Consider the following 18,962-nt stretch of genomic DNA (forward strand, 5'->3'; position numbering starts at 1 on the left):
CTAGCGCCAGACCTCCAACGCCTTGTCCGCAAGCCATTCGGCGCGATCGGCGATATCGCCCTCGTTCCAAGACTCCTTCTCTAGGGCGCCGGCCATGGTCGCAAGGCCGGCGGCGCAGAGGGCAAGGCCGTCCTTGTATCCCTTTCCCTGCTTCTTGGTGGGCCAATCGGCATCGCGGATGGAGGCGTTGAGCGAATGCGTGATGATGGCGAGGTTGCCGAGCGTGAGGAGCTTCCGGTCCCTTCGCGTGGCAGCCTCATCGTCGAGGGCTCCCCATTTGTTGCGCCACTTCTTGGGCATCATGTGCTCGAGGGTGTACTGGTTGAACCCGAGCAGGGCCGTGCTGCTCATGCCCGGACGAATGGCGCTTTCCAGCAGATAGAGGACGCCCTTGGACTGGAGGTTGTACAGACACGATTCCTCGAATGCCGCTCGAACCTCGGCGTCGCCGGGCATGTACGTCGTCGCCTCGTCATTGGCTTCGAGAGCCTTCCTCAGCGCCTCCGCGTCCTTCACCTCGTTCAAGATCAGCGAGGTGAACAGCCTGTTGTAGTTCTTCGTGGTCGCCTGAACCAGCATTCGGCGGACGATGTAGCTCTCAAGCAGGGCGTAGATCTTAGATTCCTCGCTCGAAGACTCCGCGTTCTTTCGAACGTAGAGCACGTACGGGATGAGCGTCGAGTTCTTGAGGCCGAATATCAGCACGTTCAGGCGCTCGACGCCGGGGGCGGAGGGGATGTCCGCGTCGCAGCAGCTTGGGTCAAACGTGGACTCGAACACCTTGGCATACGCCTTCATGCTGCTGAGGATCTCGTCCTTGTCTCCGTTGCAGTACCTGCCGATGAAATCCTTGTAGGACTGGAAGAGGTTCGAAGTACGCGAATAGAAGAGCTTGTCCTCGGTCGTGACGCCACGCCTCTTGTCCTGGACCAGAATCTGGAGGAACGCGTCGAAGAAGAGGTCGACGAGCGTGCGCTTGATGCGCCCGGTAACGATCTCCTGCTCCCAATACTCCCTCTTCTCAGCCGTGGGCTCGAAGACGTCTTCCCAGCACTCCTTGAACGCCTGCTCGTTCTCGCGGTTGAAGAAGTAGTTCTTAAGGAGCTCCGCCGTCGTCAGGCGCACCCCGAGCGAGTTGATGGTGTCGAATATCTGCTGCTCGTCCTCGCCCTCGGTAAGATCGATGCAGACGAACTGGACGTTCGACTTGATCGTGTTCCTGTCGACCTTCTCCGGGTCGATATTCTTGAGGAAGTAGTTGTAGGCAAGGACGATGGCCGAGGAGCCCTCGAGGGGTTCGCAGCCCGTGGCGCTGACGACCTTTTCGAAATCCTGCCGGTCGTACTTGCCGTGCCGCAAGGCGACATCGCCGGTCTCCAGGACGAAATCTCGCTCAAACAAATTGTTGGTGCCGTTTTTTGCACAGAGTGCCTTGAAGAAGATGACCATGGTCGTGAGTCGCTGCTGGCCGTCGATGACGGTGCGAACCTCGGAGACCTCGGACCAGGTGTTGCCGGAGGAGGCCTGCTTCAGGATGATGGAGCCCAGGAAATAGGGCCGCTTCGAGGCCGTGACGAACTCCATGTCGCCGAGGAAACGCTCCCATTGCTCTTCTCCCCAGACGTACGCCCTTTGGTAAAAAGGTATTTCGAGCAGGCGCGATCCGTTGAACACGCCGCTTATCGTTGCTTTTCCTGCATCCATCCTTAAAGCCCTATCTATCCTTTGCGGTTATTGCTGGCGGGGTCAATTTTATCAATACGCTGCTTGACCCTTTAATGTTCCCGGTCCTTGCCGTCTTCTCCCCAGAAGGTGCTCGAAGATGATGCGCAGGTCCTCGTCATCAAGGCAGCCGCCCTCGAGGCAGCCACGGTCGATGGTATCGATCATCGTCTGCCCCTTCTTCTTCGAGCGGTCGTAGATCACTATGTCGAGGGATAGCTCCCTGCCGTCGCGCGTGAACATCTCGTGCATGAATTCGGCACTGTTCGCTTGACTCCAATCGCGTACCGCGTGCTCGAGCGGGCCGCTTCCCCTCGATATGGCGACATCCCAATGCTCGCAGTTAAGCAGAAGAAGTCGGTTCATGAACTCGACGCCCGAAAAACCGAGTCTCGCAAACGGCGGAAATAGAGGGTCATCTGAAAAGACCGCAGCATACTCACTGCTCAACGGCATATACGCGAGATGAAAATCGTACGAGTCGTCCTCGGGCCCGATGATGAACATAGGCATCGACGTCGTAACGAACCCTGAGCCGACGGGTGCCCTAAGGATGGAGAAGCTCTTCTCAAAAAAAGCCTTTCGAATACGGTTAACTGGCACAATATCATCGTTGGAGAAGAGCATGGTTGCGGCGGCGGCAAGCTCGACCACCGCTTGGGAATCCCCGCGCCAATCCGACCAATCGAGCAAGCCGAGCTCATAGGGTGTCAGATGAACGTTTCTGAGCAGCTCTTCGGCAGTCTCGCGTGACCATTTCTTGTCGACGCGCATACTGATAGGGTGCCGGACGATGATATTTGCCGCCAGCTCGCAAACGGCGGCTTTCCCATCAGAATACCCTTCGTCTTCGCACTGGTCTTCTTTCTGGCGTTCCAAAAAGCGATCGTAAAGCGGCGCGATGCGGCTCTCGAGCTCAGATAGCTTAACCTCGATGAGGTTCTGCGCATAGAATCTGTCTGTCGCATCGCCTGTCGCATCGGCATGCTCGACCTCATAAAGATCGCGCATGCTGCAAAGGTTCTCGCAATTCGTGCGGAAGAAGGAGCCCTTCTGTCTGCTGTAGGCATGAAGCTGCCCGGAGGAATCCGCGAAATGGCGCAGGTAGAACCGCGGCACCCAGTGCTGCTTTCGCGTCATCTTTCCGGGCAGCTTCGACATCCTAAGCCTTCACCGCCTCGTATTGGTAGGTCGTGCGCACGTTGTAATGGAAGTCGTTTCCGAGGTCCAGCGCCTCGAAGTGCTTCTTGGCGCAGCCGATCTTGATCTTCTCCGCGTCGCGCAGGGCGGGCTCGCCGTTCTTGCCGCCCTTGGTCTCGGTCACGAAGTACACGCGGCGCTCGCCGTCGGCCTCCTCGACGTACGCCCAGTCGGGGTTGTAACTGCCGAGCGGCGTGTCGATCTTGAACGCCGAGGGCAATTTCGCGAACACGAGAACCTCCTCCTGCTTGTCTAGAGCCTCGGCAAAGGAGCGCTCGACCCCCGCCGAGTCGTAGACCACGTAGTTGTACAGGCTCTTGCTCGTCATGTCCGGCTTCCACGCGTTCTGCCCAAGGTAGGCCGTGTAGTCGTCAAGCTCGAGGTCGCGCATGGTGTACCACTCGTCCTCGGGAAGGCGCACGTACTTGATGCCCTGGGCGATGAGGTCGTTCTTCACGCGGTTGATCTTGTCGCCGACCTGCGCGAGGAAGGTCGCGGGGTCGATCTCGAACTCGTCGAGGCGGCTGCAGCCCTCGAGGATCGCCTTGATGGTGCCGCGGGTGAGCCCGACGGCGTCCTGCAGCTCTGCGATCGGGTCGGGAAGGTCGTATTTCACCTTTCCCGAAACGGACACCACGGAGGTGCCCGTGCCCTCGGCGCTCACGCCCGCGTCGTCGATGCCCAGCGAGGCACGCTCGCTCGTCACCTGGGGCGGGCGCACGGCGAGCATGCCGTCGACAGCTTCGATGGCATGCTCGATGAGCTTGCCGGAGTCGACCTCGACCTGGAAGCGCGTGCGCTGGCGGATGCGGTCCCACAGGGCCTGGAACGCAGGGTCGAGCGTGACGTCCTTCTGCAGCTCGACCGAGACCTCCTTGGCCTTGTCACGGATCTGGACCCTCTGGGACTTGTGGATGATGATCGCCTCGACCTGCTCCTTGGCAGGCTCGAGCTCGGCGGGGAGCTCGACCTTGCCCTCCTCGGCGGCCGCCTTCAGCTCGGGCGTCACCGCGCCCTTGCCGTCGACCATGCCGGTCGCGACGAGGTGGTCGTAGACCTGCTTGGACTTCTCGTAGCCCAGGCGCTCCTCGACGCCATCATCGCCCTTGACCGTGACCTTCGTGAAGCTCTCCGGAGTGATGACGCCGAACTTGAAGTCCTCAGCCTCAAGCTCCTTCTGCAGGCCGTTGGCGAAGTCGTCGTAGCTCTCGTTCGCGATGACGGTGAGCACGTTCGCCTCTGGGTCGTACAGGCGCTCGCCATCCTGGTTCACGCACAGGCGCAGACCGCGGCCGATCTTCTGGCGCTTGGTCAGGTTGTCCTTTGTCTCGACGAGCGTGCAGATCTGGAACACGTTGGGGTTGTCCCAGCCCTCCTTGAGCGCGGAGTGGCTGAAGACGAAAGAGACGTCCTTGTCCGCGTCCTTGCCGTCCGGGAAGGAGATGAGCGTCTCCTTCTTCTGCATGATGAGCTCGAAGGCCCCGGCGTCGTCGGCGGTGCCGGCGGCTCCCTTGGAGTCCTTGAACTTGCCCTTCTTGTCCTTGGCGAAGTATCCCTGGTGCACGGCGTGGGGGTCGCGCACCAGCGGGGCGCCGACGGCTTCGTAGCACTCGAGCCACGTGCCCTTGCCGATCCCCGCCGCCTTTGCGATGCGACGAGGCGCCTTCGAGTTCAGGGCACCTGCGTACTCCTCCTCAAACATCAGGGCGTACAGGCCGCCGTGGACTTCGGGCTCGTAGACGCGGTATCGGTCGACGCGGTCGATGAAGAAGAGCGAGAGCACCTTCACGCCGCGCGGCCACAGCTCGAACTGGCGGGCCAGGTGGTCCTCGATGGTGCGGCGGATCTGCGCGCGCTTGACGACCTCCTCGTTGACGTCGCCCAGCGCCTCGCCGAGCTCGAGCACCTCGCCGTTCTGGAACTCTATGAACTCGTCGCCCACTGCGGCGCCGATGTTGTTGACCACCCAGCCGCTCTCGTAGTCGCTGTTCTCGCCGCTCTTCTGGTAGAGGTCGTTGCCGGTCTTCACCGTGACGGCCTTGCGCTTCTGCGTGCCGTCGGCCTGGCGCACGTCGATGGACACCTTGGCGGAGAACGGGTCGGACTTGACGGACTCGAGCCTCACGTACGCGCCGTTGAGGTTCGCCTCGGCCTTGATCGAGTCCACGCAGATGCCCTTCACCAGGTGGCGCTCGAAGGCGTCGACCGGCGTGAGGCGGTAGATCATGTTGTAGGCCTGCTTGTGCGTGGCCGAGTAGCGCAGCACGAACAGCGGGTTCAGGCTCTTGATGGCGGCCTTGGCCTGCTTGGTGTTGTCGACGCTCTGGGGCTCGTCGATGATGACGACGGGCTTGCAGGCGCTCACGAGCTCGCGAGGGCTGAAGCCGCCGGTGAGCTTCTCGCTGGGACGGTGGAAGAGGTTGCCCTCCTTCGCGGTGCCATCCTTCTCGAGGCCCTTGTTGAACGCGTCGATGTTGATGACCATGACCTGGATGGAGCTCGACGTGGCGAAGTTACCCACCGGCCCCATGTCCTTCGAGTCGTACACGAAGTAGTCGAGCGGCGTGCGGTCGTAGAGCGTCTCGAAGTGCCTGCGGGTGGTCTGGAGGCTCTTGAGGACGCCCTCGCGGATGGCCACGCTCGGCACGACGATAACGAACTTGGTGATGCCGTAGCGGCGGTTTAGCTCGTAGATGGAGCGGATGTAGACGTAGGTCTTGCCGGTGCCGGTCTCCATCTCGACGGTGAAGTCTCGCAGGCGCCCATCGGTGAGGACGTCGGTTGCCGGGAGGCAGCCCTCCTCCTGCACGGCGTGCAGGTTGTCGAGGAGCTGGCCCGGCGCCACGCGAAGCTCGTTGCCGTGGCCGACCATGAGCTCGCCGATTGCCGTCTGGCCTTTGCGGCCGGAATCGGCGGAGAATACGCTGCCAATAAATTGTTGTCCGCGGAACAGGTCGCAGGTTGCTTCGATGGCCTCCAGCTGGTGCTGCTGGTCGGATGAGAACTTGAACTCGAGCGCCGCCATGCTAGACCGTCCTCAATTCGATCTCACAGCCCATGCGCTCGCCGGCGTGCTTGAAGATCTGCACGGCGTTGAGCTTGAGGGTGTCGTCGAGGACGGAATCGAGGATGAGAACGCGCCTGGGCTCCATGTCGGCGATGGCCTCGAGCGCCTCAATGGTGAGGCCTCGGGACATGCAGCAGACGAGCTCGTCGCAAGCGACGGACCAGATGGGATAGCCCGCGGCTTCAGACTTCTCGACGGGCAGCGTGAGCTCGAGGCCCCATTTGAGCATCATCTCGAAGACGATATCCATATCGGAGCGATCGGGCTTGACCACGTCGAAGAGGAGCTGACCGGGCTCGGGCTTCTCAATGCCGGACTCATCGAGCTCGAACACACGGAAGCCGATGTCGGGAAGCTGCTTGGGTCCCTCGCCAAGCTTGAGTTGACGGTTGGATTCCTCGAGCTCGGTTTTGATTTTGTCGCCTGCGCGGCGAATGCGTCCTTCGCCTATGTCGCAGAGAGTCTCATACCCGTCCTTGTAGGCGTCGCGTTTCGGGTCACAAGGCTCTGGAAGCTGGACAAGGATAAACTGATAGCGATCATCTTTTCCGAGCTCCTGCAGGAACATGGCATGGGCGGTCGATGCTGAGCCTGAGAAAAAATCAAGCACAATATCACCCGTGCTTAGATGCTCATGTACGGTAAGGAAGCAAGCAACCGAAAACAAGAGATAGACCGCCAGCACTACACTATTCCGAACCAAAGACCAAAAGATAAGCATTGTGGGAAAATCTAAACTTTTGGATTTTCCTACAATGCCAACTACGGCGGAATCCCTCCCACTCCTTATATCTTTCTGTATACATTGAATTTGTATTTAGTAAAATGCAGACAACACCACGGATCGGCTTTTGGCTGGACAATTCCAACCAAACACCGCAGCAGACAGTAGAAACCATTCTGAACGTTAGGAAGCCGGTATGATTGTTACATATAAGGGGAAGAAAAATTTCTTTTAGATACTTGTTTTCCTAAAACTGATGTGTAATAATTCAATTCCAGAAAAGGAGTAAAAAATATGCGGCAAGGTATTCTTAAATAAAACTATAATCAAATAGTGGGAACAAAGGATTATGATAGTACCTTTTGTAGGGGCTTAGTTTTTTGTACCCAATTTAAGAATACTTTTGCCTTATCAATTTTGACATATCCCCAAAAACAGCACTCACAAACAGGTGTATGTCCGCAAATTATCATCCCCAGTGGTAAAAGTATTTTACTGCTGGGGATTTTTATGCCCTTCGGGGCAGTAAAGGGAGGACAATCACATGAAAATAATCAATATTGGAATTCTTGCCCATGTAGACGCTGGAAAGACGACCTTGACGGAGAGCCTGCTATATGCCAGCGGAGCCATTTCAGAACCGGGGAGCGTCGAAAAAGGGACAACGAGGACGGACACCATGTTTTTGGAGCGGCAGCGTGGGATTACCATTCAAGCGGCAGTCACTTCCTTCCAGTGGCACAGATGTAAAGTCAACATTGTGGATACGCCCGGCCACATGGATTTTTTGGCGGAGGTGTACCGCTCTTTGGCTGTTTTAGATGGGGCCATCTTGGTGATCTCCGCTAAAGATGGCGTGCAGGCCCAGACCCGTATTCTGTTCCATGCCCTGCGGAAAATGAACATTCCCACCGTTATCTTTATCAACAAGATCGACCAGGCTGGCGTTGATTTGCAGAGCGTGGTTCAGTCTGTTCGGGATAAGCTCTCCGCCGATATTATCATCAAGCAGACGGTGTCGCTGTCCCCGGAAATAGTCCTGGAGGAAAATACCGACATAGAAGCATGGGATGCGGTCATCGAAAATAACGATAAATTATTGGAAAAGTATATCGCAGGAGAACCAATCAGCCGGGAAAAACTTGTGCGGGAGGAACAGCGGCGGGTTCAAGACGCCTCCCTGTTCCCGGTCTATTATGGCAGCGCCAAAAAGGGCCTTGGCATTCAACCGTTGATGGATGCGGTGACAGGGCTGTTCCAACCGATTGGGGAACAGGGGAGCGCCGCCCTATGCGGCAGCGTTTTCAAGGTGGAGTATACAGATTGCGGCCAGCGGCGTGTCTATCTACGGCTATACAGCGGAACGCTGCGCCTGCGGGATACGGTGGCCCTGGCCGGGAGAGAAAAGCTGAAAATCACAGAGATGCGTATTCCATCCAAAGGGGAAATTGTTCGGACAGACACCGCTTATCCGGGTGAAATTGTTATCCTTCCCAGCGACAGCGTGAGGTTAAACGATGTATTAGGGGACCCAACCCGGCTCCCTCGTAAAAGGTGGCGTGAGGACCCCCTCCCCATGCTGCGGACGTCGATTGCGCCGAAAACGGCAGCGCAAAGAGAACGGCTGCTGGACGCTCTTACGCAACTTGCGGATACTGACCCGCTTTTGCGCTGCGAGGTGGATTCCATCACCCATGAGATCATTCTTTCTTTTTTGGGCCGGGTGCAGTTGGAGGTTGTTTCCGCTTTGCTGTCGGAAAAATACAAGCTTGAAACAGTGGTAAAGGAACCCACCGTCATTTATATGGAGCGGCCGCTCAAAGCAGCCAGCCACACCATCCATATCGAGGTGCCGCCCAACCCGTTTTGGGCATCCATCGGACTGTCTGTTACACCACTCCCGCTTGGCTCCGGTGTACAATACGAGAGCCGGGTTTCGCTGGGATACTTGAACCAGAGTTTTCAAAACGCTGTCAGGGATGGTATCCGTTACGGGCTGGAGCAGGGCTTGTTCGGCTGGAACGTAACGGACTGTAAGATTTGCTTTGAATACGGGCTTTATTACAGTCCGGTCAGCACGCCGGCGGACTTCCGCTCATTGGCCCCGATTGTATTGGAACAGGCATTGAAGGAATCAGGGACGCAACTGCTGGAACCTTATCTCTCCTTCACCCTCTATGCGCCCCGGGAATATCTTTCCAGGGCTTATCATGATGCACCGAAATACTGTGCCACCATCGAAACGGCCCAGGTAAAAAAGGATGAAGTTGTCTTTACTGGCGAGATTCCCGCCCGCTGTATACAGGCATACCGTACTGATCTGGCCTTTTACACCAACGGGCGGAGCGTATGCCTTACAGAGCTGAAAGGATATCAGGCCGCTGTCGGTCAGCCGGTCATCCAGCCCCGCCGTCCAAACAGCCGCCTGGACAAGGTGCGCCATATGTTTCAGAAGGTAATGTAAAGATACATAATCGTCAAGACGGCAACAATCAGAAGTTATGGAGGGTAACAATGGAATATAGTAAGGAAGATTTAATGGAAGCAAAAAAGCAATTCGCAAGGGTTATCAGGCGCTGAAGTAGTTTCGTCGGTTTCGGTCCATCGAAATAGCCCTTTCCGTCAAATAGAGATACGAGCTCCTTGGCGCCTTCCTGGCTGTGACCCACTTCTTTGTAAAACATGATTGAAGTTGGAGCCATTCCATCATATTTGAGCTCTGTTAGGAAACGCTTGATGCAAGGGACGCTGTCGCCGTTTGGGCCAAACCAAATGCGGTTATCCTGGAGTCTCTCGCGAAACGCGTTTCGCGAGAGACTCCAGCAGCGTCCTGCTGGAGGCTCTACAACACGCCCCGAGGGCGTTGTGATTGGATAGTCGGAATCTGGGCTGTAAGTCTTTACACTGAGGTCGCTTGGCTTCCAAACGCCTCGAGGGTCGTTGTCTGGATTCTTGTAGCGGGCGTTTGCCTCGTCTGTTCTCGGCAGGCGTCCAATCACAAAGCGCTCAATGGATTTGGCGTATACGAGAACATAATCATGGCTATTTGAAACGTATTTGGCGTCATTCTTGGGCGAGTAAGCTCGTTCCCAGATTAGCTGAGAAACGAAATTTGCCTCTCCGAACACCTCGTCACAGAGGATGCGCAAATTGCGGTCTTCGTTATCGTCAATCGAAATGAAAATGACGCCATCGTCGGTTAGGAGCTCTCGAGCCAGTCTCAACCTAGGGTACATCATCGAGCACCAGTCGCTATGGTAGCGGCCACTTGTGTCGGCGTTGGACTGGCCGGCGAGTCCCGCCTGCTCCTTATAGTTATCGACAGAGTTGCCGAAATTGTCCTTGTAGACAAAGTCGTGACCCGTGTTGTAGGGTGGGTCGATGTAGATCATCTTGACCTTGCCGTGGTAGCCGCGCTGTAGGAGCTTCAGCACCTCGAGATTGTCGCCTTCGATATAAATGTTGTCCGAGTCGAAGGACCCATCCTCTCCATCGCGGCTGCGGCTTTTCTCGATACGGGGACGCAAAGTAGCAGTGCTGGACATCTGCGACTGGCGGATGGCATCGGCCTTGCCGGGCCACGTGAACGCATAGCGCTCCAGGCCCTCGTCTACCTCGTCGCCAAGCTCCAGCCGCAGTTTGTCGAAGTCGATTCCGCTCTCGGAGAACACTTCGGGCATCAGCTCCTTGAGCTTATTCAGGCGGTCGTCAATAAGACTCTCCGATTCAAGAGTCATCTTTTCTATCTCGCTCATGAGGTCTCCTCCTAGGAAAGTTGAGATTTGATTAGTTGAACTATGTAGGGCATGGCGGCAATAAAAACGTCGGTGCCCTTGCCGGCAAGCCAGCTCAGGAGTTTGTCAAGCTTGCTGCCCCGTTTGCTTTTATCTTTTGTGTTGAGATCGCCCATCATCCCTTTGAGCAGCGTCTTCTCGTCATCGGAAAGCGTTGTCTCTGGCAATTTGTCAATCTGTTCAAAGGTTGCCTCTAACGTGACCTGTACGTTGCTCGTGGCGGATGCCGTGAGGCTGACGCTAGCGCCCTGCGCTTCGGCGATTTTCAGCTTACGGAGCTCCTCATCACGGAAATGCTTCAGTTTGTCGATACGTAGTTGCGTCTGTTCATCGTTGAAATCATTGCGATTGGAAGACCCATAGGAATAGGAGGCTAGTCCGTCCGTGTAGGAGTCGTAGCCCCTCGCGTTTGCGTAGACGTAGTCGATTGAGTCGTATACGGCTTTGAGCTCGTCGTCTTTCACGCCCTCTTCAAGAGCTTGCTCCAGTCTCCTGATATGCTGCGTTATAGTTGCGCAGAATGCGGCACCGAACGCTTTGTCGTCTGAGTCTTCCCGCTTTAGGCGCAGCTTCTGGAGAATCATCCCTAGGTCGCTTTTCGAGTAGCGAAATGAGCTTGAGGAATTGATATATTTTAAAGCCTCGGGGTTAGTGTAGTCGAGGTCGAAGACCTGCATGATTTCACGGCAGAGCGCATCAACATCCTCATCTGCAGCATCACTCAAAAGGCGCGCCGCTCGCAAAATATACTCATCTAGAACGGCCATTGCAGATCTCCTTTATCTCATCGGCGACCGCCCTCAGGCGTCGCTCCTCTTCCTTCATTTCCATCCTCAGCTTCGCGGACTCGTTGAGCGTTATGTCCTTCGACCGCCGCTGCTCCTTCAGCCGCTTGACGGAGGCTCCCATCTCATCGTAGCGCGACGTGAGGGCGATCAGCTTTTCCCGGTCTCGAGCGGGGCATACGGGGTAGAACCCCAGGCCGCCAATCGCGCGGGACAGCGCTACGGTGCGCGACAGGTCGACCAGGTACTCCCAGAGGTCGCCCTGCGAGAGCCGCCCGAATGCCAGCGCGCCTAGGAAGTCCGCGTATTCTGAACGGCCAGGATCGAACGCGCCCGTCGACTCGACTCGGTCGACGACCGTCGCGCCCTGCTCGGCCTGGCTCCTCCGCGTGAGGGCGACCGATATGCACGCGCAGCCGCCCGCCTCGACCAGGAGCACCGTCGGGTTCGGGAAGCACTTGTGCACGAGCTCCGCCACCTCGGCCACCGCCATGGTCCCGGCTGTCATCTCGCAACGGAGGAAGACGACGCTCTGCACGTTACGCTCGTCGTCCTCGTACGGCGGGATGCGCGTCGTGGACTTCTGGACCGTGGCGAAGTGCTCGAGGCGCGCGACCTTGTCGAGCCTCTTCTGCTCGGTCTTGGTGAGCATGGCCTGCTTGACGAGCACCGTCTTGGGAATGCGGCGGCATCCCGCGAGCGCCGCTTCGGGCAGGCGCAGGATTCCGTTCCAGTCGATGCCGCTCATCGCAGCACCGCGAAACATACCAACGAGTAGTCGTTGAAGCCCATGACGGTGCCGCTGCCGACCTCTCCCAGGCTGAACAGGCTCTCGATGCCTTTGTCCTGCTGCGTTCCGGTGATGGCCGCAACGACATCGTCAAGCAGGTCGGTGTAGGCGTCCATCCTCGTCCCGTCGCGGGTCTCGCGGTTGAACTCGCGGCACAGCTTAGCGATGGGCTCGGGATGCCCAGAGCAGACGGCGCGCATGATGTCGAGCGCCGGCTTGGGCTGGGTGTGCTTCGTCATGACCTCGCCGTCGGCCGACACGTACACCACGTAGTACGGGAAGACAGGGTTCGTGTCCCTGGGATCGTTGCCCTCGTCGTTCTGCTTGAGGCAGAAGACCACGCCTGGCTTCACGTCGCTGCGAAGCTCGTCGGGGATGGGGGCCACGGCGTGCAGTCCCGCCGGCGAGTTCTCCAACGCGCCGGGATGCTCCTTGGCGTAGCGCTGGAGCTCCACGCGGAAGTCGTCGAAGGCGAAATCCGTGATCGAGATGCCGCCCGAGATGTCCTCGAGGTCGAGCACCTCGCTCTTGAGCTGCTGGAGCTGCCGGCGACGGTACTTGAGGTCGTTCATCTCTCCATTGCCCTTGGCCTCCAGCACGTTCTCCTCGCCGGTTGCCGACGCGTCGAGCAGCGCCATGCGCCCCTTCACGCGGCCCTCGAGCTGGATGTACTCGTCGAGCGCGATGTCCGGCCAGAAGTTGACCAGCTGGATCTGGGAGTTCTTCGATCCCAGGCGGTCGATGCGGCCGAAGCGCTGGATGATACGCACGGGGTTCCAGTGGATGTCGTAGTTCACCAGGCAGTCGCAGTCCTGCAGGTTCTGGCCCTCGGAGATGCAGTCCGTCGCGAAGACGACGTCGATCTCGCCGAGCTCCCGCTGGCTCTCCGGCAGCTCCTTTGAGACGGGAGAGAACCTCGCGAGGATGTTCTCGAAGGTGGCCCTGGGAAGCTTCAGCGAGTAGGTCCGGTTGGAGCTGCCCGCCACCTCGGCGCACTCGATTCCGAGCTCGCGCTTCAGCCAGGGCGCCAGCTGCTCGAAAAGGTACGCCGTCGTGTCGGCGAACGCGCTGAACACCAGCACCTTGCGGTTGCCGGGGTTGTACGGCTCGCTGACCTTGCCCGCGATGAAGTCGCGCAGCTTCACGAGCTTGGCGTCGCGCTCGGGCGTCACCGCGTCGGCATAGGTTAGCAGGGCCCGGAGCACCTGGATGTCGAAGTCGAGGTCCTGGCCCAGGCGCAGGGCGTCGACGTCTCGCAGGTCGACTCGCACCTTGCCGCCGGCCTCGAACTCCTCGGCATCGTCGTCGTCGAACCCGTCCTCGAGGCCCTCGGTGCCGTAGGCGACCCCCGACGCGTCGGCGTCGAGCCTCGCGCGCAGGTCGACGCAGCCGTCGAGGATTCGTCGCAGCGTGATGCGGAAGCTGTTCACGGAGGACTCCATGCGCTTGAGGACGTTGACGCGCATGAGGTTGGCCACCGCCGTCGTGCGGTGGACCTGGCTCTCGAAGTCCTTGCCCCACGTGTCCCCGTAGCGGTCCTCGTACTTGCGGCGCTGGTCGGCGCGCACGTAGGAGAGCACCTGGTACTGGGCGAACGTGAGCTGGGCGATCATGTCGTTGAGCACGGCAATCGGCGGCAGCTCGCCTTCTAGGTCAATGGGCGTCTGAAACGACAGGGGCGGCCGGCGCGCCGGGAAGGTACCGCTCGCGGCGCCGTAGTACTTCGTGATGTGCTTGCGGCTGCGCGCGATGGTCAGCACGTCGAGCAGCTTGAAGTAGTCGGCGTTCACCGCGTTCACGAAGCTCTCGGTCGTGCGCTCGGAGTCGGAGAGCTTGCTCCACTCGTTGAACCTCTGCTGGGCGACGCGCGTCACGTGGGTGATCGACGGGATGCCATCGGTATCGGCGAGGTACGCGTCGTCTCCCTCGGTGATGAGCTCGATCTGGTTTCGCAGGTCGAGCAGGCGGTTGTTCACCGGGGTGGCAGAGAGCATGAGCACCTTCGTGCGCTGGCCCGACTTGATGACGTCCTCGATGAGGCGCGTGTAGCGGTCGGTCTTGTCCGCGTCGGTGCTCTTGTTCCTGAAGTTGTGGCTCTCGTCGATGACGAGGAGGTCGAAGTGGCCCCAGCGCAGGTGCTCGAGGTCCACCTCGCCGCTCATGCCGTGGTAGCGCGACAGGTCGGTGTGGTTGAGCACCGTGTAGCTGAAGCGGTCGTCGGCCAGCGGGTTGCGGTCGTCGTTGTCCTGCGTCCACAGGGTCCAGTTGTCCCGCAGGCGCTTCGGGCACAGCACGAGGATGCGGTCGTTGCGCTCCTGGTAGTACTTCATGACGGCGAGCGCCTCGTAGGTCTTGCCCAGGCCCACCGAGTCGGCGATGATGCAGCCCTTGTACTTCTCCAGCTTGCGGATGGCGCCCACGACGGCGTCCTTCTGGAAGTCGTAGAGCTTGCTCCAGACCACGGACTCCTCGAACTTGAGGCCGGGGCGGATGCCGTTGTCCTCGTCGTCCTCCATGAAGTCGCGGAACAGGTGGTACAGGGTCAGGAAATAGATGAACTCGGGCGGGTTCTCGCGGTAGAGCGTCTCGACCTGGGCGGCCACCTGCGCGGTGACCTCCTCGACCATGGCAGGGTTGTCCCAGACCGACTCGAACATCATCTTGAGGCCGACGGCCTCGGTCGCGTTCTCGAAATGGCTCACGCAGGTCACGGTTCCCGGACGGCGCTCGTAGCCGAGGCCCTCCTGCGTGAAGTTCGCGGCGGCGCCCATGAAGGCGTGGTCGTCGCCGGATGGGTTCTCCACCACGTAGGTGCCGCCCGGCTGAATGGCGCCGGACGTCTTGGCGGACTTGAAGACGCCCTTCTCGCGGATCCACTCGGCGCATTCGCGGGCGAGCGCGCGTTGGTTTAGGTTGTTGCGCAGCGTGAGCTCGAGCCCCGAGCCGCCGACGCCGACCTCGCGCGCGCGGCGGGCTACCTCGAACTCGCGCGGCTCCTTCGAGTCGGCCATGCGCTTGATGAAGGTGGGCTCGCTGAACAGGAAGCGCACCTCGTCGACCTTGGAGAGCTCCTCTTTGAGCTCCCCGTAGGCGAACACGGTGAAATACGAGCTGATTATCGACAACTTCGCGCCGTCGTCGATGGATTCGCCGAGGGCGTCTCCCAGGCGCTCCGCGCCGACGTTGCTTAGCGACTTCACGCCTCTATGCCCCCTTTTTCGCGAGCTCTTCGATCATGCAGGTGCGCACGAAGGCGGAGAAGCTCATGCCCCGCAGGGCCGCCTCCTCCTTCGCCGCGTCGCGCAGGGTGTCGGGGATGCGCAGGGTCACGGAGACCTGGTCGCCGTCCACCAGGAAGCTTCTGATCTCGGTCTCGTCGGGATTGCTCTTGATGAGCTCCTTGTAGCTGTCGGGCATCTGCGCTCCCATCGCTCGAAATGCAATACAAATGCGTTTGCAGCATTATAACGCGACGGCACGCGGCGGCACTGGGAATGCGAGGACAGCCGATGTCCAGGCTTTATATGAGCGCGGACGGCGATGGACGCCCTGATCGGGCTTGGATGGCCGCTTTCGTTCGGGTCCTCATCTCTCGTTTTCGCGAGGTTTGGCGTTTGCCCATTCCTCGGCGTAGAGAACCTCGTTCTGAGCCTCCAAGATTCGCGCGGCGTCGCCGATGCGCTCGGCGCACCTCTCACTTATCGACTTCAGGGCCAGAATCCCCTCGACGTCGAGCGGGTCCAGCTGGTCGGCATGCGCCAGGGACTCGAGCAGCTGGTCCAGGCCCCTCGCCAGCCTCCCGGCATCGCACACGGCATCGATGAGCTCGATGCGCTCCAACTTCTCTTCGTGGCTCAACATCAGCTCGCCTCCTTCTCTCAACGGACGTGTCGCGCAGCACCGTAGCCGTTCCATGCGGAGAACCATCTCGCCGCCCGCGGTCCCGTGCGCATATCGGCCGCAAGCGGCACGGGAAAGCCGTCCGTCCCGACTCATGCCGCGGCGCCGCGACTCGGGAACCCGCCTCCGTCCCCGCCACGACGTCGTCGTCAATCCCCGCGGGAGCCCAGCAACCGCCGATGGGCCGCATCCCATGCCCGGAGGGTCTCGGCGCCCACGCCGGATTCCATGCCGCACGCCTGCGCCCCTTTGATCCGAATACCCGCCCCGGCGCTCCTTGGACGCGCAGGGTCGCACGCCGGCAGGCGGCCAGCAAGGGCCGCGACACTTTTTCGGGTTCTTCGCCCCATGCGCTCCGCGCGCGAACAACGCGAAAAACTGCCGTCGGGAGACTTCTATTTCCATGCCCGACTTCGCTTCCTCCCTTGCAGGCACGCCCGCGCTGCATGCGACTCACGCGGCGCAAGGCACGCCACAGGGGCGGGCCTCAGAGTCTAAGGAGCAAGACATGAACGACATGAAGGAAAAGGCGATGGGCGCGGTCAAGGCCTTCCTCGAGCGCAAGGGCTACGAGATCGTCGACGAGGCCTGGCAGGGACCCGAGGGCATCGGCGGGATCGACCTCGTGGCGGTGGACGAGGACGGGACCCTGGTCTTCGTCGACGCCACGGTCCGGATCGGGACGGACGGCTTCCCCGAGGCCCACAGGGCGCGCGGGCTGCGCGAGGCGCTGGCGGCGAGGTGGCTCGCCGGCAACGGCGACGACTACGCCGACACCCCGGTCCGCTTCGACGAGGTGGCGATGATGGTCGTCAAGGAGAACCGCGCACTCCTTCGCCACCACATCAACTGCTTCGGCGAGATGGAGCCGCTCTCCTAGGCGGCGCGCCCGGCCCCGGGCTCCCGGGGCCGGGCTTTCCCCCGAAACCGGCCCCTGTACCACTAAAACGTACATATACGTACGTTTTCGTGGTACACTCCGCTTGTCGGACAAATCCGTACGGTTTTGTCCCGACGCTCCGAGACTCGGGGCGCGCCGGACCGGATGCGGCGAGGCGCGCCCCACGCTAGAGAGGACGCGACCCATGCGCACGATAGCCATTTCCAACTACAAGGGCGGCGTCGGCAAGACGACGACCGCCGTCAACCTGGCGGCCATCTTCGCCGCCAGGGGCCTTCGGACCCTGCTCGTCGACCTCGACCCGCAGGCGTCTGCCACCGACTTCTTCGGCCTCTACGACCGCGCCGCCTCCGAGCGCCGCACCTCGGTCGAGCTGCTCTACGGCGGCGCGCCCGTGGAAGAGGTCGCTTACGCCGCCGGGGAGGGCCTCGACGTGGTGGCCTCGACCATCGACCTCGTCGACCAGAACGAGATGCTCCTGCGCGAGCAGCGCCTCAAGTTCGCCCTCGACGACGCCTCGGGCTCCTACGACGTCTGCCTCATCGACTGCAGCCCCGTGATGCGCAGGCTCGCCTTCAACGCCTACCTCGCCGCAACGGAGGGCGGCATGGTCGTCATCCCCGTGAAGCTCGACTCCACCGTGATGCGCGGCACGGCGCTCACCGTGGAGGCGACGCGCTCCATCGCGGACGCTCTGCGCATGCCCACGCCCAGATGGAAGATACTGCGCACCTGCGTGCCCGGCCGCATGACCAACGCCGAGGCCACGGGCGCGGCCGTGCTCGACGGGTTCTTCCCGGGCGAGCAGTTCGAGACGGTCATCCACGCGAGCAGCAAGGTCTGCGAGGGCAGCTGGCAATGGAAGCCGGTGGCGGCCTTCGAGCCGGGGAGCCGCCCCGCACGCGACTACGAAGCTCTCGCCGACGAGGTGTCCCGTGAGCTCGCCTAGCCAGGTGGCCGCGGGCTTCACCATCACGGGGCTTCTCGACGGCGCGTCGCGCACCCGCGGGCGCTACCCGGTGTCCGAGATAGCGGTGGCCGACATCGCCGACCACCCGGCGAACGCCGCCTACTCCATGGACCCAACGGGGATAGCCGAGCTCGCCGAGTCCATACGCGAGGACGGCCTCACCGACCTGCCGCTCGTGCGCAAGGTCGGCGACGGCTCGTGGCAGATGGTCTCCGGGCACCGGCGCAAGGCCGCCTACGCGCTGCTCGCCAAGGACGACCCCGCCTACGAGAAGATGCCCTGCCGCGTGATAGAGGGCATCGACGACGAGCGGGCGGTGACGCTGCTCCACGCCGCGAACTACTTCACCCGCGCGCTCACCGTGACCGAGCGCGCCGCAGCGACCGAGGCGCTCAGGGGCGACGCCGTGCGCCTGCGCTCCGAGGACCCGTCGCTTTCCGGCATGCGCGTCGACGACGTGAAGGCCGCCATCATCGAGCGGCAGACGGGCCGCAAGGTCTCCGGCAAGACCATCGCGCGCGAGGAGAGGCTTGCCCGCCGCATCGCCGAGGACCTCTCGCCCGAGTGGGCCGCCGAGGCCGACCGCGGCAACCTCAGCGCCGAGGCGGTGCGCACGCTCGCGGGCATGCCGAAGGAGCGCCAGGCGGAGATGCACGCCGCGATGGAGCCCTGGCGGCGCACCAAGCGCGAGCTCTCCGACTACGTGAGGAGCGAGGGCAAGACGCAGGCAGGCCCCGACGGCCGCATCGCGAAGGCCGCGAGGCTCGTCGCCGACTTCCTGGAGAGCCCGCCCGAGAGCCCGAGCCCGGCCGACCTCTCGCTGCTGCGGGAGATGGCGCTCATGACCGCGCCCTACACGGATGCGGGCACCGATGCCCGAAAGCGCCGCAGAAGGGCCTCAGGCCCGAAATCCAGCAAGTAGCCTATGGCGTCCGACATCGCGTCGGGCGTCCATAGCACTTGGGGACCGGGCGGCCTCGGACCCGTCATGCCGCGGGCCGTTCGGGAGCCCGCTTTCGCGAGGCCCGGTCCCAGAGGCGGCGCCCGAGCCGGGCCGCCGCCTGCGGGGGATCCCCCGCACCCCTAGAGAGACGCGCCCGCCGCGCGGC

General features: G+C 60.9%; 14 protein-coding genes. 4 read left to right on the forward strand and 10 right to left on the reverse strand.

The features are described from left to right. From EFB02_RS05065 to EFB02_RS05080, 4 genes are read right to left on the reverse strand one after another with little or no spacing between them, the layout of a single operon-like run. Positions 1-1,704 carry a DUF262 domain-containing protein gene (locus EFB02_RS05065; RefSeq protein ID WP_122820466.1) on the reverse strand — a complete coding sequence of 568 codons (1,704 nt, stop codon included), beginning with the start codon at positions 1,702-1,704 and terminating at the stop codon, positions 1-3. A 51-nt stretch (positions 1,705-1,755) separates the two neighbouring features. Further along, positions 1,756-2,883 carry a DUF4238 domain-containing protein gene (locus EFB02_RS05070; protein ID WP_122820467.1) on the reverse strand — a complete coding sequence of 376 codons (1,128 nt, stop codon included), beginning with the start codon at positions 2,881-2,883 and terminating at the stop codon, positions 1,756-1,758. A gap of 1 nt (position 2,884) precedes the next feature. Continuing rightward, positions 2,885-5,947: a type III restriction-modification system endonuclease gene (locus EFB02_RS05075; protein WP_032746259.1), complete on the reverse strand. Its 3,063-nt coding sequence runs from the start codon at positions 5,945-5,947 to the stop codon at positions 2,885-2,887. Position 5,948: 1 nt separating this feature from the next. Continuing rightward, on the reverse strand, positions 5,949-6,674 hold the full coding sequence (locus tag EFB02_RS05080) for a hypothetical protein (protein WP_200799569.1): 726 nt from the start codon (positions 6,672-6,674) through the stop codon (positions 5,949-5,951). A gap of 583 nt (positions 6,675-7,257) precedes the next feature. On the opposite strand from EFB02_RS05080, the gene tet(W) reads away from it, so the two are divergent. Continuing rightward, positions 7,258-9,177: a tetracycline resistance ribosomal protection protein Tet(W) gene (gene tet(W) / locus EFB02_RS05090; RefSeq protein ID WP_122820468.1), complete on the forward strand. Its 1,920-nt coding sequence runs from the start codon at positions 7,258-7,260 to the stop codon at positions 9,175-9,177. Positions 9,178-9,205: 28 nt separating this feature from the next. Here the strand turns inward: tet(W) and EFB02_RS05095 are convergent, their stop codons facing one another. The 6 genes from EFB02_RS05095 to EFB02_RS05120 form a co-directional block, all read right to left on the reverse strand. Then, on the reverse strand, positions 9,206-10,468 hold the full coding sequence (locus tag EFB02_RS05095) for a site-specific DNA-methyltransferase (RefSeq protein WP_200831539.1): 1,263 nt from the start codon (positions 10,466-10,468) through the stop codon (positions 9,206-9,208). Between the two features lie 11 nt (positions 10,469-10,479). Continuing rightward, positions 10,480-11,274, reverse strand: coding sequence for a hypothetical protein (locus EFB02_RS05100; protein ID WP_033499420.1), 795 nt, complete (start codon positions 11,272-11,274; stop codon positions 10,480-10,482). Next, positions 11,258-12,040, reverse strand: a complete 783-nt coding sequence (locus EFB02_RS05105; RefSeq protein ID WP_033499419.1) for a DUF4391 domain-containing protein — start codon at positions 12,038-12,040, stop codon at positions 11,258-11,260. Before EFB02_RS05105 ends, EFB02_RS05100 begins: the two co-directional genes overlap by 17 nt. Continuing rightward, positions 12,037-15,282 (reverse strand): helicase-related protein, encoded by a 3,246-nt coding sequence (locus EFB02_RS05110; protein WP_122820469.1) that lies wholly within the window; start codon positions 15,280-15,282, stop codon positions 12,037-12,039. Before EFB02_RS05110 ends, EFB02_RS05105 begins: the two co-directional genes overlap by 4 nt. A gap of 4 nt (positions 15,283-15,286) precedes the next feature. Beyond that, positions 15,287-15,499 (reverse strand): YlcI/YnfO family protein, encoded by a 213-nt coding sequence (locus EFB02_RS05115; protein ID WP_227561562.1) that lies wholly within the window; start codon positions 15,497-15,499, stop codon positions 15,287-15,289. Between the two features lie 168 nt (positions 15,500-15,667). Next, a complete protein-coding gene (locus EFB02_RS05120; RefSeq protein ID WP_052118776.1) occupies positions 15,668-15,943 on the reverse strand; it encodes a hypothetical protein in 276 nt (91 codons plus the stop codon). A 547-nt stretch (positions 15,944-16,490) separates the two neighbouring features. Between EFB02_RS05120 and EFB02_RS05125 the strand changes: the two genes are divergently transcribed. The 3 genes from EFB02_RS05125 to EFB02_RS05135 all read left to right on the forward strand — a co-directional run bounded on the left by EFB02_RS05125 (position 16,491) and on the right by EFB02_RS05135 (position 18,775). Beyond that, positions 16,491-16,862, forward strand: a complete 372-nt coding sequence (locus EFB02_RS05125) for a YraN family protein (protein ID WP_096227021.1) — start codon at positions 16,491-16,493, stop codon at positions 16,860-16,862. 205 nt (positions 16,863-17,067) lie between these two features. After that, a complete protein-coding gene (locus tag EFB02_RS05130; protein WP_033499416.1) occupies positions 17,068-17,832 on the forward strand; it encodes a ParA family protein in 765 nt (254 codons plus the stop codon). Positions 17,833-17,836: 4 nt separating this feature from the next. Further along, positions 17,837-18,775 carry a ParB/RepB/Spo0J family partition protein gene (locus EFB02_RS05135; protein ID WP_234992741.1) on the forward strand — a complete coding sequence of 313 codons (939 nt, stop codon included), beginning with the start codon at positions 17,837-17,839 and terminating at the stop codon, positions 18,773-18,775. Positions 18,776-18,962 lie beyond the last annotated feature (187 nt).

Origin of the sequence: Varibaculum vaginae, from assembly GCF_900604285.1 — a bacterium.
Lineage (GTDB): Bacteria > Actinomycetota > Actinomycetes > Actinomycetales > Actinomycetaceae > Varibaculum > Varibaculum vaginae.

Bases quoted from the DNA above. Each gene is read 5' to 3' on its own strand.
- EFB02_RS05065 (WP_122820466.1), bottom strand. From the start codon at position 1,704: ATGGATGCAGGAAAAGCAACGATAAGCGGCGTGTTCAACGGATCGCGC.
- EFB02_RS05070 (WP_122820467.1), bottom strand. From the start codon at position 2,883: ATGTCGAAGCTGCCCGGAAAGATGACGCGAAAGCAGCACTGGGTGCCG.
- EFB02_RS05075 (WP_032746259.1), bottom strand. From the start codon at position 5,947: ATGGCGGCGCTCGAGTTCAAGTTCTCATCCGACCAGCAGCACCAGCTG.
- EFB02_RS05095 (WP_200831539.1), bottom strand. From the start codon at position 10,468: ATGAGCGAGATAGAAAAGATGACTCTTGAATCGGAGAGTCTTATTGAC.
- EFB02_RS05100 (WP_033499420.1), bottom strand. From the start codon at position 11,274: ATGGCCGTTCTAGATGAGTATATTTTGCGAGCGGCGCGCCTTTTGAGT.
- EFB02_RS05105 (WP_033499419.1), bottom strand. From the start codon at position 12,040: ATGAGCGGCATCGACTGGAACGGAATCCTGCGCCTGCCCGAAGCGGCG.
- EFB02_RS05115 (WP_227561562.1), bottom strand. From the start codon at position 15,499: ATGCCCGACAGCTACAAGGAGCTCATCAAGAGCAATCCCGACGAGACC.
- EFB02_RS05120 (WP_052118776.1), bottom strand. From the start codon at position 15,943: ATGTTGAGCCACGAAGAGAAGTTGGAGCGCATCGAGCTCATCGATGCC.
- EFB02_RS05125 (WP_096227021.1), top strand. From the start codon at position 16,491: ATGAACGACATGAAGGAAAAGGCGATGGGCGCGGTCAAGGCCTTCCTC.
- EFB02_RS05130 (WP_033499416.1), top strand. From the start codon at position 17,068: ATGCGCACGATAGCCATTTCCAACTACAAGGGCGGCGTCGGCAAGACG.